Annotated in this window: 13 protein-coding genes; 4 read left to right on the top strand and 9 right to left on the bottom strand. The window is 51.3% G+C overall.

Going from position 1 to position 14,964, the window contains the following annotated elements; all coding sequences use genetic code 11:
- Positions 1-33 precede the first annotated feature (33 nt).
- Together MKX76_RS03905 and MKX76_RS03900 are read left to right on the top strand one after the other, a co-directional pair.
- Positions 34-1,503 (top strand): UbiD family decarboxylase, encoded by a 1,470-nt coding sequence (locus MKX76_RS03905; RefSeq protein ID WP_341033024.1) that lies wholly within the window; start codon positions 34-36, stop codon positions 1,501-1,503.
- Between the two features lie 75 nt (positions 1,504-1,578).
- Positions 1,579-2,151, top strand: a complete 573-nt coding sequence (locus tag MKX76_RS03900; RefSeq protein WP_007128650.1) for a UbiX family flavin prenyltransferase — start codon at positions 1,579-1,581, stop codon at positions 2,149-2,151.
- 241 nt (positions 2,152-2,392) lie between these two features.
- On the opposite strand, the gene MKX76_RS03895 is transcribed toward MKX76_RS03900, so the two are convergent.
- Together MKX76_RS03895 and MKX76_RS03890 are read right to left on the bottom strand one after the other, a co-directional pair.
- Positions 2,393-2,851 carry an NUDIX domain-containing protein gene (locus tag MKX76_RS03895; protein WP_007128651.1) on the bottom strand — a complete coding sequence of 153 codons (459 nt, stop codon included), beginning with the start codon at positions 2,849-2,851 and terminating at the stop codon, positions 2,393-2,395.
- A gap of 49 nt (positions 2,852-2,900) precedes the next feature.
- Positions 2,901-3,206, bottom strand: coding sequence for a HesB/YadR/YfhF family protein (locus MKX76_RS03890; RefSeq protein WP_341033023.1), 306 nt, complete (start codon positions 3,204-3,206; stop codon positions 2,901-2,903).
- A gap of 587 nt (positions 3,207-3,793) precedes the next feature.
- Here MKX76_RS03890 and MKX76_RS03885 point away from each other — a divergent pair.
- Together MKX76_RS03885 and MKX76_RS03880 are read left to right on the top strand one after the other, a co-directional pair.
- Entirely contained in the window at positions 3,794-5,551 is a 1,758-nt protein-coding gene (locus tag MKX76_RS03885; protein WP_210095113.1) for an ABC transporter ATP-binding protein, read from the top strand.
- Positions 5,552-7,657: an ABC transporter ATP-binding protein gene (locus tag MKX76_RS03880; protein WP_341033022.1), complete on the top strand. Its 2,106-nt coding sequence runs from the start codon at positions 5,552-5,554 to the stop codon at positions 7,655-7,657.
- Between the two features lie 200 nt (positions 7,658-7,857).
- Here MKX76_RS03880 and MKX76_RS03875 read toward each other — a convergent pair whose 3' ends face one another.
- From MKX76_RS03875 to MKX76_RS03845, 7 genes are all read right to left on the bottom strand, one after another.
- Positions 7,858-8,784, bottom strand: a complete 927-nt coding sequence (locus tag MKX76_RS03875) for an S-layer homology domain-containing protein (RefSeq protein ID WP_007128655.1) — start codon at positions 8,782-8,784, stop codon at positions 7,858-7,860.
- A gap of 64 nt (positions 8,785-8,848) precedes the next feature.
- Positions 8,849-9,313, bottom strand: coding sequence for a hypothetical protein (locus MKX76_RS03870; RefSeq protein WP_028405569.1), 465 nt, complete (start codon positions 9,311-9,313; stop codon positions 8,849-8,851).
- Between the two features lie 80 nt (positions 9,314-9,393).
- Positions 9,394-10,128: a hypothetical protein gene (locus tag MKX76_RS03865; RefSeq protein ID WP_210095116.1), complete on the bottom strand. Its 735-nt coding sequence runs from the start codon at positions 10,126-10,128 to the stop codon at positions 9,394-9,396.
- A 1-nt stretch (position 10,129) separates the two neighbouring features.
- Complete coding sequence (locus MKX76_RS03860; RefSeq protein WP_341033021.1) at positions 10,130-11,017, bottom strand: ABC transporter ATP-binding protein; 888 nt, start codon at positions 11,015-11,017, stop codon at positions 10,130-10,132.
- Between the two features lie 260 nt (positions 11,018-11,277).
- On the bottom strand, positions 11,278-11,646 hold the full coding sequence (locus MKX76_RS03855; RefSeq protein ID WP_007128659.1) for a PqqD family protein: 369 nt from the start codon (positions 11,644-11,646) through the stop codon (positions 11,278-11,280).
- Between the two features lie 7 nt (positions 11,647-11,653).
- Positions 11,654-13,576 carry an OPT family oligopeptide transporter gene (locus MKX76_RS03850; RefSeq protein ID WP_341033020.1) on the bottom strand — a complete coding sequence of 641 codons (1,923 nt, stop codon included), beginning with the start codon at positions 13,574-13,576 and terminating at the stop codon, positions 11,654-11,656.
- 186 nt (positions 13,577-13,762) lie between these two features.
- A complete protein-coding gene (locus tag MKX76_RS03845; RefSeq protein ID WP_341033019.1) occupies positions 13,763-14,884 on the bottom strand; it encodes a hypothetical protein in 1,122 nt (373 codons plus the stop codon).
- Positions 14,885-14,964 lie beyond the last annotated feature (80 nt).

Raw genomic sequence — 14,964 nt, 5'->3', positions numbered from 1 at the left:
AGGAATAGTTTATTTGAGGAGAGGACCAAGGATATGAAACCACTAAAAAGCTTCCGTGAATATGTGGAAATCTTAAAAGAATATAACGAAATCGTTCCGATCCATCAGGAGATCGATTGGAACTTAGAGATGAGTGCCATCATTCGTCGTGCTTATGAACTGCCGTCACCGGCACCACTTTTTAAAAATATTAAAGACAGTAGTCCAGGATTTGAGGTATTAGGTGCACCTGTAGGTATTAGCCCCAATAAGGAGCATCCATTTATTCGAGTAGCGCTTTCCCTTGGGCTTCCGATTAACACGCCTGCCCCTGAGCTGGTTAAAGAGTGGTCTAAACTTCCCGACGTTCATCCCATTCCCCCTCGCTTGGTTACGAATGGTGAATGTAAAGAAAACAAATTATTTAATGACGACATTGATCTGACTAAACTTCCTGTACCGTATATTCATGTTGGCGATGGAGGACGTTACATTAATACTTACGGAATTTTGATTGTCCGCACACCTGATGGATCTTGGGTTAACTGGTCCATATCCCGTGTAATGCTGGAGGGTCCCCGTTCAATGGCCGGTGTTGTTATAGCCTCTCAGCACCTCGGAAAAATATATGGAGAATGGAAAAAGGAAGGGAAAGAAATGCCGTTTGCCTTATGCTTGGGTGTCGATCCCGGTATCTCCATGATTGCAGGGTATCCTCTTCCCGACCATGTTAACGAAGGAGAGTTGATTGGAGGGTGGTATGGTGAGGCCATTGATGTTGTTAAATGCGAGACCAACGATTTGGAAGTCCCGGCTACAAGTGAAATTGTGATCGAAGGTACCGCATCCTTTGAAGAGATGATTCCAGAAGGCCCAATGGGTGAATATGCCGGTTATACATGGGTCGGGCATGAAGAACAAGCTCCACGCTTTCATGTGACCGCTATGACTTATAGAAATCATCCAATAATGCCGGTAACTGCAGCAGGTATCCCACCTGAAGAAAATCACACCAACTGGGGCATCGCTATTGCTGCAAGCATTCAACATGCGCTGAGAAAACAAGGACTGCCTGTAAAGGAATGCTTTATTCCATTAGAGTCTGCGGTGCATTGGCTTGTTGTCACCGTAGATCGCAGCCGTCAAAGAGAAGATCATGAAGGGCTGGCTTATAGAATCGGCGAAGCCGTTTTTGCAACCAGAGCCGGTTCTTATGTGCCAAAAGTTATTGTCACAGATGACGATATCGATCCAAGTGATATCAACCAAGTGGTGTGGGCTTTGGCAACTCGACATCGTCCAGATCAAAGAATAACCATGACCGACCAAAACGTACTTCCCCTTGTTGCTTACCTGGATGAAAAAGAAAAAAGCACAGGAGTTACTACAAAGGTCATTTACAATTGCTTGATGCCATGGAATGATACCTCGGCAGATAAGCAACCCATCGAAGCATCGTTTAGAAGTTATCCTGAGAAATTACGAAATCATATCGTTAAGAATTGGGAAAACTACGGATTTTAAATGATTTTCATCGAAATTATGAATGACTTCACAGTAATTACAGCAAGCAATTTAATACAAAGGAAGTTACACAAGATGAAGTTAATTGTAGCAATAACGGGAGCAACAGGAGCCATGTTTGGTGTCCGCCTTCTGCAATTTCTTAAATCTACTGACGTTGAAACACATTTGGTATTATCCTCATGGGCGGCTGCAACCATACAAAGTGAAACGCCGTTTACAGCGAAGGAAGTTTCAAAGATGGCAGACTATTCGTATTCCAACAAAGATCTGGGATCCAGGATTTCAAGCGGCTCCTTTCAGGTCGACGGGATGATCGTTATTCCCTGTACAATGAAAACACTGGCTTCCATTCGAATAGGCTTAGGGGATAATCTGATTGCTCGAGCAGCGGATGTCATATTAAAAGAACGTAAAAAGTTGGTATTGGTCACACGTGAAACCCCACTCAATGATATTCATCTTGAAAATATGCTGTTTTTATCTCGTATGGGAACGGTTATTCTCCCTCCAATGCCGGCGTTCTATAACCATCCACAATCATTGGATGATGTAGTGAATCACATTGTATTTCGAACGTTGGATCAATTCGGGATTCATATGCCAGAAGCAGAAGAAAAACGCTGGGGAGGGATGTTGCCTAATTAACATTTGACCTGAATTTATAAGAGCAGCTCTAATTTTACTAAAAGAGGATGTAGCAGTTTATCCTGACTGAAAAAAATTCCCCGTAAGGGGAATTTTTGAATTCGAGCTATCCAAATGTTCGCCTGGTCAATTGCCGCTGACACAGCGGCAATCTTCATATAAACAGACAAGAGGCACGGTCCCCTGCGGGGCCGTCCCCTCTTGCTTTTGCAGAACAACCCGCTTTTTCTTGCTGCAGCCGCTATGGAGCTTCCTTCGCCTTTTGGGCTTTCTCAAGTAAATGGACGGTGATCTTATCCATCTTGGGCAAATCCTCAGGGTTAAAAAACTTCAACGAGATTTCCGCATCCATCGACAGTTGAATCGCGCTGCGCAGACCCGTTGCCTCATAAAGGCCGATGACATAGTATTCCTCGTCTCCGCCAAGATGCTTCTTCATGTACTCCGGACCGGATACCAGCTCCAGCAGCCGCATCTCATCCGCGGTAAGCCCGGTTTCTTCCCACAGCTCTCTGGAAGCGGTATCTTCAAGGGCTTCGCCAGGCTTCAGGTTCCCCATTGGAAGTCCCCATACGTCCCTGTTCTGCCGCTTCAGAAGCAGGAGCTCTCCATGCTCGTTCAGTACGAGCACAGCCGCCTTTACGCGGACCACCGAACGCTTGCCGATATATTGGCGAATATCGCGGTGATATACGTTCATCCCGGGAACCTCCTTTCCCTAGACAGCGCTGAAGTATATTCCTATGCGATCAATTCACTGCGCCCTCTTCTTCATAAATATACGAAATGTCATCCAGTGATTCCTCATAAGTGACGTGCAGCGTAAAGCCCTTCAAATACCAGAGGTCCTGCTCCTCCATATAGAACGTGACTTCTTCCGACCGCTCGGTCAGTCCCGGGGATCTTGGCTCCTCGACGGAAATGCCAAGCGAAAATCCGGGATGCAGCCCGCCGCCTGAGCTATACCGTGGGAAGAAGCGCACATACGTGCCTGGTTGAAGGTCCAGTTCCTTTCTGTACCAACGCGCCGCCTCATCGCTGACTTGAATCTGCATTTGTTGTGCCCCCTTCTCAAGAAGTCAATTTCCGACAGCCTCCGGCTAAAGCATCTCTCAATAGAAAGGCCGAAGTTTCTGGTCTTTTGATGTAAATTCCATGTACGTATTAACATAATAACGCAAACATACATTAGGTTACAAATCCATTTTGATAACATATTCATGACGGATTGAGCTTGATCCCTTGAGCGGATTCCTCAAAATTTAGGTTTGACACACTTCAGAATCTGGTGTTACAATTCACTCCATACGAGATCGATTTGAATTTATTGTAAAATTACGAAGAAAGGGTGAGCCTCATGTTGAATCCAATTGGCATGGATGTCTTGTTTGATCTGAAGATCCTACAATTGAATATGATTCGGCTCCCCGTTCGTGCTGCATCGTCATCATGAAGCCATGTTCATACGGATTCCAAGTCCGCTGGGTGAACTGGCATAACCGCGCGCGAAAGGCCTCGATCACCGTGCGTATGATAGGTTAAAGATTGAATAAGCATATCGTCCGTCGCCGGATGATGTGCTTTTTTTGGTTTTCAGAGATGATCGGCTGCAGAAAACCTGCATACGAAAGGAAGGGATACCATGTTTGCCGTACTTCGAAATTTAGGATGGTTTTTCAAGCGAGAACGAAAACGATACTTAATCGGATTATTTTTCCTCATTTTTTGCGGGCTCATCGAGCTCCTGCCGCCGCTGCTGCTCGGAGACGCGATTGACGATATCGTCAGCAGCTCCATTACCTGGGCCTCCCTGGCCAGATATATCCTGATGATTCTCGGGATCGTTGCAATCGTTTACGGCGCGACCTACATATGGATGCACCGCCTGTTTGGAGGCGCAAATCTCGTGGAGCGCCTGCTTCGGACCCGCTATATGAATCACTTGCTGCGAATGCTGCCGCCGTTCTTCGAACGGAACCGGACCGGGGACTTGATGGCCAAGGCAACGAACGATCTGCGATCCGTTGCGGCCACGGCCGGATTCGGCATGCTCGTCATGACCGACTCCACGATCTATTTGATCGTTGTTCTGTTTGCAATGGGCTTTATCGTCAGCTGGAAGCTGACGCTCGCGGCGATTCTCCCGCTTCCCATCATCGCCATCGGCATGGTGATCTATGGAAGAGCGATCCATAAGCGCTATACGCTAGCGCAGGACGCATTCGGAGATATGAACGACCAGGTGCTGGAATCCGTTGCCGGCGTGCGGGTCGTCCGGGCTTATGTACAGGAACGTGCCGACCAGAAGCGGTTTCAAGATATCACGGACGATGTCTACCGCAAAAACCTGGCCGTAGCCAAAGTCGACGCTCTATTCGAGCCGACGATTAATTTTTCCATTGGACTGAGCTATGTGATCAGCTTGGCCTACGGCGTATATCTGGTCTTTCATAACCAAATCACCCTTGGGGATCTCGTATCGTTCAATATGTACCTGGGGATGATGATTTGGCCGATGTTCGCGATCGGCGAGCTGATCAATATCATGCAGCGGGGCAATGCGTCCTTGGACCGTGTCAATGATACACTCCATACGCCGCCGGACGTCGCAGACCCGGAACAGCCCGTCGACCTGGATCAACCGGATTCGATCCATTTTCGGGACGTCACGTTCCGCTATCCGACCTCATCCGTCGATAATCTGAAAAATGTCAGCTTTACGCTGCAAAAAGGCCAGACGCTCGGCGTTGTCGGACGAACGGGAAGCGGTAAATCCACGCTGCTGAAGCAGCTTCTGCATGAATATCCGACCGGAACCGGAGATATTCTGATCGGAGGCGTTCCGATCGAGAGGCTGGCTGCCGACAAACTGCACAGCTGGATCGGGTATGTTCCCCAAGAGCAAATTCTGTTCTCCAAAACCGTGAGGCAGAACATCCAATTCGGCAAAAAGGACGCCAGTGACGAGCTCATTATGGAAGCGATCACCACTGCTGCATTCGATAAGGACTTGGTCACGCTGTCCGATGGACTTGACACGCTCGTCGGCGAGAAGGGCGTTGCCCTCTCCGGCGGCCAGAAACAGCGCGTCTCCCTTGCCCGTGCCTTTATCGGCGACCCTGAAATTCTGATTCTGGATGACTCCCTCTCGGCAGTCGATGCCAGAACCGAGGCGAGAATTATCGAGAATATCCGAAGCAAGCGAGCGGGCAAAACAACACTGATCTCGACCCATCGCTTGTCGGCGGTACAGCACGCGGATTTCATCGTTGTGCTTGAGGACGGCCGGATCATCGAGCAGGGGACCCATGACGAACTGCTGGCGCTTGGCGGTTGGTACCGCGAGCAATATGAACGCCAGCAGGTCGAAAACAATCTGACCTCCGAGGAGGTGTCGTAATTGACTCCAAATGAAACAACGATATCCAATGATTCCGGAATCGCCAAGAGGCTGTTCCGATATGCATTAACGGCCAAAGGCACCTTCATTGCGGCGCTGCTCCTGCTTGCGCTCGGGGTAGCTGCCGAGCTCGCCGGCCCGTTCATCGCCAAAACGATGATTGACGACCATATCCTTGCCATTGAGAAGCCGTATTATGAGAGCAAGGAAGCGGATGGCGCCGCACAATATAAAGGGACCTATTACAAGCGTGAGGACCGATTTACCTCGGGTGAAACACGCGGACAGGAGGTACGGATCCTCCAGGTTGGACGCAGCTTCTATTTTATCCATGAACCGGTGACGCGGGTTGACGGTACGCGCTCTTATGAGAACGGAATGCTGACGATCACCGCTGGGCAGGAGCAGCTCCGGTATCCGGCAGTCCCCTTGTCCACAAGTGAATTATTCGAGTTTTACAAGCCGGAGCTCCCCAGCATCTACAAGCTGGTCGGCCTGTTCCTGATCTGCTTGCTGGTGTCCATGGTTACGGTGTTCGGCAGAACCTACTGGCTGCAATCGGCAGCCAACCGGGTCATCCAGAAGCTGAGAACCGATGTGTACGCGCACATTCAGCGGCTGCCGGTGCACTTCTTCGATAATCTTCCGGCGGGCAAGGTCGTATCCCGGGTTACCAACGATACCGAGGCGGTCAAAGACCTGTTCGTAGCCGTGTTATCCAACTTTAGCTCTGGCGCAGTCTACATTACCGGGATCTATGTCGCCTTGTTCCTTCTGGATGTTCGTCTCGGATTAATCAGCCTGTTTGTTATTCCGATGCTGATCGTATGGACGATTCTATACCGCAAATTCGCGACGAAATACAATACGGTCATCCGGTCACGCCTCAGTGAAATTAACGCCATTATCAACGAATCCATTCAGGGGATGGCCATTATTCGCGTATTCCGCCGCCAGAAAGCGACCCAGGAGGAATTTGAAGCACTGAACGCCGATTACATGGCGCATCAGAACAAGATGCTGAATCTAAACTCCTTCACCACGCATAACCTTGTTAACGTACTGCGTAACGTAAGCTTCGTTGTCGTGCTGTGGTACTTCGGCTCTGCTTCGCTGAATGGGGCCGGCATCGTATCGATCGGGGTTCTCTACGCCTTCGTTGACCTGCTCGGCCGGATGTTCCAGCCGATTACCGGCATGGTGAATCAGCTGGCAGCGCTGGATACCTCCATCGTATCCGCGAAGCGCGTGTTCGAGCTGATGGACGAAACCGGCGAGAACGTAACGGACGGCTCAATGCCTCGATATTTGGGGAATGTGGAATTTAAGGGCGTTTCCTTTGCGTACAAGAAGGACTGGGTACTCAAAAATATCTCCTTCGAAGCTAAGCAGGGCCAGACGGTAGCCCTTGTCGGCCACACCGGCTCAGGAAAAAGCTCCATCATCAACCTGTTGTTCCGCTTCTACGACCCGCAGCAAGGCACCATTACGATCGACGGGAAGCCGGTGACCGACATTCCGAAGCAGTGGCTGCGGAAGCATATGGGCATCGTGCTTCAGGATCCGTATTTATTCACCGGAACGATTGCCTCGAACGTAAGCCTTGGCGATCCCGAAATTACGCGGGAGCAGGTCGAACAGGCGCTTCGCGATGTAGGCGCAGACCGGCTGCTGGCCCATCTCCCTCAAGGATTCGATGAGCCCGTGATCGAGAAAGGCAGCACGCTCTCCGCGGGTCAGCGTCAATTGATCTCGTTCGCGCGCGCACTCGCATTCAATCCGGCTATCCTCATTCTCGATGAGGCTACAGCCAACATCGATACGGAGACCGAAGCGCTGATCCAGGATGCGCTTGAGGTTCTGAAGCGCGGGCGCACGACCTTCATCATCGCGCACCGGCTGTCGACCATTCGCAGCGCAGACCAGATTCTTGTTCTGCACCGGGGCGAAATCGTTGAGCGAGGCTCGCATGATGAATTGATGGCCCTTGAAGGAAGGTACTATAAGATGTATCAGCTGCAGCAAGGAGGCAATTCCGGCCAAACCGAGCATAAAGAGCCGGTAGGAGCTCAGCTAGCTGCCAAACCTGCAGGCAGTCATCTATAAATTATAGGGCCAAAAGCTGTGTCCCTGGACCCTAGCGGCAGTGGCGGCGCTTAACGCATTATCCCATTTGCCGCCCGGGTACATCCATTGATTAAAGACAACCATGCAAGAAGGCTGCCCTTTCGCGTATTCAAACGCGTGAGGCAGCCTTCTTGTTTATGCTTGTTTGTACAGCCGAATATGCCGGCCCAGCTGAAGCATTACTTCGACAATTCAAGCTTATCATCGATTTTGACTGTAATTTTCGAATACTTGGCCGGAATGAGCACATCATCCGAAGATGAAGAAATCACTTGCGGATAAAATTTGTCCGGGTCAGGTTGTACGATTCGGTAGTAGATCACCGCTTCCGTGCTGCTTGCATAATCCACCGAGGTAATCTTGATGGAATACCCCGGATGCGGCAGATCATCCTTCGTTACCGTGACTTTGTTCTGCTTCTCGTCCGCTTTTTCGATACGGGTCGTTACGCTTGGGTCGGATTCGCCTGGCTCGGCAGGAAGGGCATTCTTCTGATGCTCTTCAATAAATTGAACAGCGTTGTACACCAGCTCGGCCGCTTCGATCCGTTTCAGCTTTTGATCCGGATGGAATTTGTCGTTAGCGTCCAGCTTCGCGATTTTCGTCAGCAGCAGAAATTGAACCGCGCTTTTGCTTTCCTGCTTGATTTGGTCCTCATCCGCCACATTCACGTACATCATCACGACCGGGTAATCGCCGGTTTTCCCGATCGCTTCAACCAGCAATGTCGCAAAGTCCTCACGGGTGATCGGCTTATTCCACTCCATATCCGCCGTTACGGACAGTCCGTTCTGGGCCGCAATATTGACCGCATCCGCGAACCAGGCATCTTTCGGAACGCTCTCGAAGGAACGGCCCGTAAAGTTCGGCATCACCTTCAAATCGACCGCATTGACGATCAACTGCACAGCCTGTGCATACGTTAGAGGCTTGCCAGGAGCGAACCGGTCAGCACTCACGCCTTGAATAACTCCTTTCGCTTGCAGCTCCTTCACCATTTGCAGCTGCTTCTCTCCCTGGATATCGGTAAAAGCCGAAGCAGCGCCAGCGCCTAGGAGTGAGGATGCCACCAGAATCGCAGATAACCATTTTGTTGTTTTCTTCATCATAACACCTCCTATCATTTCTGACGCAGGGGCGTTGGAATATGTTTCATATCTGCGTATTTTTCTATACGCTTTTTTCGCCGTCCAGGCCAAGCTTCACATACATTTCCTTCGAGTAGCCTTGCAGCTTCTGTTCGAGGGCCTGTGCCTGGTCTTTAAAGGCGGTCAGCTCGCGGATCATGCGGGAACGTCCGGCCGGGCTGAAGGTTTCATGAATCCGTTCTTTAAAATAGTCATGAACAATATAATTGCGCTGCTTCCACACTTTCTTCAATTGAACCGTCTCTTCTTCGGAGAAAGGAAAGTAATGCTGGATTTCATGCACCAGCTGACCGAGCGAGCTGCTTAGTTTCCGTTGATACAGCTCTGCAAAATCCTCCTCCGACGGCACATTTCCTTGGGACAGCTTAATCAGCATCAACAAATTCGCCAGCTGCTGCTCAAGCGCCTGTGAATAATATACGGCTAATCCGAAATAGGCAAACAGCTCTTTGGAGTGGTCACTGTCCAGCAGTCGAGTTTGTTTCATCGTTACCTCCTCTGATATAGGCTGTCTTTACCGTTTCGTTAAAAACGATATCCCTATGGTAATGGAAGACCTCACCCACTTCAACCTGATTTTCGCGACAAGCTTGCGGCATCCTTGTTACATGCAATCCGCAAATAGATAGCAAACATGACAAGCGTATAAACAAGCAGGTAGAGCACGGTTCCGGAAATCCGCAGCGTTGACAGCTCCCTGGCATTCATCAGTACATCGACCATCACGGAAACCGGCGGCAGGACATAGGGGATGAAGCTGTAAAAGGCAGGAAGCGAATGAACGAGCGATTTACCCGCCAAAGACAGGATGATCAGAATGATCAAACAGCCGGCCGCCCTCCCCTGGTTCTCGATCCAGCCGGGCTGAAAGAATAACGACAGCGATATTCCGATCAGCGACAAACCGAAATGTCCGGCAAAGCCGAGCGCGAGGATAGGCGCTGACATCGGTTCTCCGAACATCCCGAAGGCAACCGGATAGACCACGGCGAAAATGCACAGCATGAATCCGATGATCGCGGCTGCTCCGTATTGGGCGGCATAATACCGTCTCGCGCTGCCGGCATGAATGATCAGCAGCATGGATTGACGCCCCTGGTCATGGTTCAAAAAATTCATCCCGAGCCAGGTGGAGCCGATAAACAGCAGCGCCGCCGTCACAGCATAGCTGTCCATGATGGGATTCGGTCGATAGGAATAGATTAGCATCACCGAGATGATTGTGAAAGCCAGCGGAGCAAAATACCGGTAGGATCTCGTATAGCTGGCCAGCATGTATGTCATTAAAGCAGCAGATCTCATGCTATGCTCCCCTCTCCGAAACGTCATTATATTCGGATAAATCCGATTCGGACGTATCTTTCCCATGGGGCTCCAATCTGCTGATCGTCCCTCCGCTGCGCAGAATCTCGACCAGCATCTCGTCCGTAAACGGCTGGGCTACGACCATGACAGCAGGGCTGCCTCTTGATATCCAATATAAAAAGCCCTGTCTGCTCTCCAATTGCTGCATGACGTCCGGCCGTACGCGGGAAAATTCCAGCCGCATTCTCGCCGCTTCTTCCCACTGCGCAAGGATGCCGTCTCGCGTAATGGTTCCACCTTCAACAGACGTCACCCGATCGGCCAGAGAGGCGATCAGAAGCGGCTCATGGACGGACATGGCGATCGATGTCCCCTGCCTCTTAATCTCGCTTAGCATTCCGATCATCTCCAGCTGCGAGGGCTCATCCAATCCGGAGAGAGGCTCGTCCAGGACGAGCAAATCGGGCTGCCGAAGCAGAGCCTGCATCACATTCACCTTCTGGAGCATTCCCTTAGAGCATAAGTTCATCATGGTATCAGGCAGCTGAAATATATTCATCATGGCATCAATTCGTTTGATCGCGCTCTCCTTGTCTATACCCTGTATGCGGGCGATATATCGCAAGTATTCCGAAGGTCGGAACCGAAGCGGCGGGAAACGATCGTGTACGTAACCAATGATTAACGGCTTAATATGTTCCCTTCTGGCACCGCTTGAAGGGTTGGCCAGTCCGGCGACAAGACAGAGCAAGGTGCTCTTTCCGGCACCATTTCCTCCCGTAATTGCGACGCATTCCCCGCGTGCGATGCTCCAGGATACGTCGGACAGCACGATTGCCTTTCCAAACCGTTTGCCGACCTCCTGCAAAGAAAGCAGCTTCTGCAAATCTCTCAGCTCCCGTTCCATAAAATGGCTTCTAGTATGTATTGTAGTACCTTTTACATGCCAAAAACAACCTCCGCCTGTACGGTTTAGGCGGAGGTGGGTGCGAACGTTGCCCTATTCGCTTTTTTGCCATTTTTCTGAAATTGGGACTGTATTGCCTTCAGGCACGGCATGCGGCATGCGGCATTGGGAAAGGCCCCCGTCCGAGCGTCGAGCCTTACCTCGTGTAAAGGCCATTATACATTCTGCGCCCAGACGGATCATTCATCTGCGGCGAGCTCCCAGTCCAGCCAGCCATTCGCCTCCACCATTTTAATGAAAGCGGCCAGCCGGGGAATCAGCGGTTCGGCCTGCTCCCCAAATTCGGCATGGATCATTTGCGCGATTTCGGATAAGGTATGCTCGCCGTCACATTTTCGGATGACGGCTGCGCCAAGACGATCCAGACGGACCCGGATGACTTCGGGCTGGTTTAGGAAACGGACAGCCTGCCGCTCCAGCCAAGAGGTCCTTGGCACATGCACCCGCGCCCCTTCGTCTCCCGGCTCGAATCGGAGCCCCGGCTTAAGCAGCGGCTTCATCTCTAACAGATTGAGCCGAGTGTGCCGCTTCTTATGACGAAGCTTCATACCGGTATCACCCCTCCTGATCCTCGGTTAACCGTTCCTGCTTCCCACTCAACGAGCCGCCTATCAAAATAAGGGTTACGACCAAAAATACAAGGAGCGGCACCACATTATTCGCAATCAGCACATCGCCCGGTATGTCGACATTCATCCAGATCAATACGGCGATAATGACGCCGATCAGAGATTCACCAGCGATCAAGCCGGAGGCGAGCAGCGTTCCTTTCTCGACCCTGGCGGCCTTTAATTGCTCATTTTTGCGCGAAGCAAACTCGATAAGCCAGCGAACCACGCCTCCGATCATAATCGGCACGCTGACATGAATGGGAAGATAGATCCCGACGGCAACCGTGAGCGAGTTCAAGCCGAGAAGCTCGATGACGACAGCAGCAGCCACGCCGATAAACACGAGATCCCACGGCAAACTGCCGGCCATAATCCCTTCAACAATGATCCGCATCAGAACGGCTTTCGGGGCAGGAAGCTGTTCGGAACCAAGTCCGTAGCTCTCATTCAACACGGAGAGAATGAATCCGATCACAAGTCCCGAAACAAGGACGCCGATCATCATCGCTACCTGCTGCTTCCAAGGGGTTCCCCCTACCAGATATCCGGTTTTCAGATCCTGGGAAATATCGCTGGATACGGCAAGCGCTACGCATACGATTGCTCCGACGGTCAGCGAGGCGATCATGCCGGTCATCCCCGTTAAACCCGTCATTTTGAATATAAACGTGACGATCAATAACGTCGCAATGGTCATGCCCGATACCGGCGAGGAGGAGCTCCCGACGAGCCCGACGATTCGGGAGGCGACGGTCACGAACAAGAAACCGAACACGGCGATCGCTATGGCCCCGATGATGCCCACATCGGTTAACGGGGCGAATGCGATGATGACGATCAAGATTGCGATCATCACAAAGACCCAGAACGCAGGAATGTCCTTGTTGGTACGATCCAGCGTTACCTTCCCATGTTCCCGGCTCCGAAGGCCGCCAAGGGTGGCAAAGAGTGATCCGAACAGCATCGGCAAGGTTTTAACCAGCGTAATTAATCCGCCTGCCGCCACCGCGCCTGCACCGATGTAACGGATATAATCCTCCCACAATCCCCAGGCCGTCAGCTCCCCGATCGGGGCTGCGGACGGGGCAATGACACTTTGTCCACCCGCACCGATATAACCGATGGTCGGAATGAGGACCAACCAGGCGAGTGCCCCTCCGGCGAGCATCTGGCCGGATATCCTCGGTCCGATAATGTATCCGACGCCGAGCAAAGCCGGATAAATATCCATGCCGATCAGGGCATTTTTAAACCGGTAGATATAGGTCTCAATCTCGGTTCTAAACCATTTAAAGCCGTCACCCATCGCCTTGACGACACCGCCAATCAAAAAGCCGTACACGACGAAAAGGGCGCTGCGGCCCCCCCGGTCGCCGGATTTAAGCACTTCCGCACAAGCCATTCCCTCCGGATAAGGGAGCGTGGCATGTTCATTGACGATCAGAAGCCGCCGCAGCGGTACCATCATCGCCACGCCAAGAAAGCCGCCGACAAGCACAATGAAGCTTACGGTCGCCATGGAAGGAATATGATTCCACATATACAGCGCAGGCAGTGTAAAGATGGTGCCGGCGGCAACAGCTTCGCCGGCTGTGGTCATCGTCTGTACAATGTTGTTCTCCAGTATGGATTGCCTTCGGAATATTCCCCTTAATACCCCTAACGATATAACCGCAGCGGGAATGGAGGCGCTGACCGTCAAGCCGATTTTCAGCCCCAAATATGCATTGGCGGCAGCAAATACAACGGCCAGCACGATGCCCAGGATGATGGCAAATACCGTCAGCTCAGCCATCGACTTGGAAGCGGGTATGTAAGGAACGAATCCGGTCCCCTTGCTCGCTTGCGCTTGTTTTCCATCTTGCATGCGCATGTCTCCTTTCTAAGCTGTATGAAGGTATGGGGTCGAGTCGTAAAGCATCCCTTATATTGCCCTCTTCTGCCAATCCTAAACGTGTGGGCATGTTTCTTCGGAAAGAACAAAAAAGCCCGGAGCATCAAAACAAGTTTGATACTCCGGGCTTCCTGAATGATCAATATGATAACTGCTGCTTTATTTCCCGGAAGTGTCTTGCTTTCCGTTGACCTTGACTTTGACTTCAACATACTTTACATTGCCGGAGTCGCCAACCTCCGACTTCACATGCTTGCCTTTCAATTTCTCGCCATGCTCGCCGTAAGCCTCTTTGACCGTCGGCCACATATCCTCGTCCGGCTTGACCCGGATCATCATATAGAACTCGCCGACATTTTTCGGCTTTGCGATCTGCAGCAAGAAACGGCCATCGGGGCCGACCTGGCTGCGATCGAAATAACCGGTATGTATTTTGCCCGGAATATCGATATCGAGCTGTACCTCCGTGCCTTCCAGTAGATTGCTCTCCCCGCTGACATAATAATTTCTGTCATCCAGGGTAATCAAAGGCTTGATCCATACCTCGGGATTGCCTTGATCGTCCGGCTTTTCTCCGGCTGGCTCCTCCAGCTGTGCCTGTTCAGCTCCGGGCTTGATACGTGCCGCCGCACGGATTTCATAATATATTTCATCGTCGCCGGAAACATATTGGTGCACATACGGACCGGTCAGAAGCTCGCCCTTCGTGCCGAGAATCTTCTGAATCGGCTCGGACAGATCCTCCGGCTGAATATTCACCGTGAGATCCAGCGGGTCCTTCGTAATATCCGGCCGCTTGATTTCAAGCCGGTAGCTGCCGTCATTCTCAGTAAGGGCATCATCCTTATAACCGAACATCGTATATCCTCTAGCCGTAATTTCCCCATTAATTTCAATGCCCGCCGGAAGATTGCTGGTTCCTTCAACAATCACCTGACTGTCCTCTACCTGAACATCCCCTTTGATCCATATATTCGGATCCAGTGTAACATCGCCATCTGCGCTTACGCCCTCTACAATTTCTGCGTCAGCGACAACCTCCGCATCCGCTGTCTCTGAACCGCCTGCTACCTCGGCATCAGACGGCTCTCCCCCTTCATTTTCTTGGCCGGAAGCCGTCTCTGCCTGTTCGCCCGTTCCAGGCGATACCGCGTCCTCCTGCTTGGTTTCTTCCTTGGGAGCATCGGTTTGCTCCCCTGTCGGCGTTTTGCCACCTCCGCTGCAGCCTGCCAGCACGAGCAGGACAGACAGCAGCAAAGCCAGCCATCCCTTGCGATTCATCTTCCTAACCTCTTCCCTTCGACCTAAATTGTTAACGTCTGCCTGTACCTCCTAAATATTTGAAAATTGGCAGACCTTCA

It is taken from the genome of Paenibacillus sp. FSL R5-0810 (genome assembly GCF_038002285.1).
GTDB lineage: Bacteria > Bacillota > Bacilli > Paenibacillales > Paenibacillaceae > Paenibacillus_AQ > Paenibacillus_AQ lactis.
This window is presented reverse-complemented; position numbering and strand designations above follow the sequence as displayed.

Excerpts from the sequence above, each read along its gene's own strand:
- MKX76_RS03850 (WP_341033020.1), bottom strand. The coding sequence starts at position 13,576 with ATGCAAGATGGAAAACAAGCGCAAGCGAGCAAGGGGACCGGATTCGTT.
- MKX76_RS03855 (WP_007128659.1), bottom strand. The coding sequence starts at position 11,646 with ATGAAGCTTCGTCATAAGAAGCGGCACACTCGGCTCAATCTGTTAGAG.
- MKX76_RS03865 (WP_210095116.1), bottom strand. The coding sequence starts at position 10,128 with ATGAGATCTGCTGCTTTAATGACATACATGCTGGCCAGCTATACGAGA.
- MKX76_RS03900 (WP_007128650.1), top strand. The coding sequence starts at position 1,579 with ATGAAGTTAATTGTAGCAATAACGGGAGCAACAGGAGCCATGTTTGGT.
- MKX76_RS03885 (WP_210095113.1), top strand. The coding sequence starts at position 3,794 with ATGTTTGCCGTACTTCGAAATTTAGGATGGTTTTTCAAGCGAGAACGA.
- MKX76_RS03905 (WP_341033024.1), top strand. The coding sequence starts at position 34 with ATGAAACCACTAAAAAGCTTCCGTGAATATGTGGAAATCTTAAAAGAA.
- MKX76_RS03845 (WP_341033019.1), bottom strand. The coding sequence starts at position 14,884 with ATGAATCGCAAGGGATGGCTGGCTTTGCTGCTGTCTGTCCTGCTCGTG.
- MKX76_RS03895 (WP_007128651.1), bottom strand. The coding sequence starts at position 2,851 with ATGAACGTATATCACCGCGATATTCGCCAATATATCGGCAAGCGTTCG.
- MKX76_RS03870 (WP_028405569.1), bottom strand. The coding sequence starts at position 9,313 with ATGAAACAAACTCGACTGCTGGACAGTGACCACTCCAAAGAGCTGTTT.
- MKX76_RS03875 (WP_007128655.1), bottom strand. The coding sequence starts at position 8,784 with ATGAAGAAAACAACAAAATGGTTATCTGCGATTCTGGTGGCATCCTCA.
- MKX76_RS03890 (WP_341033023.1), bottom strand. The coding sequence starts at position 3,206 with ATGCAGATTCAAGTCAGCGATGAGGCGGCGCGTTGGTACAGAAAGGAA.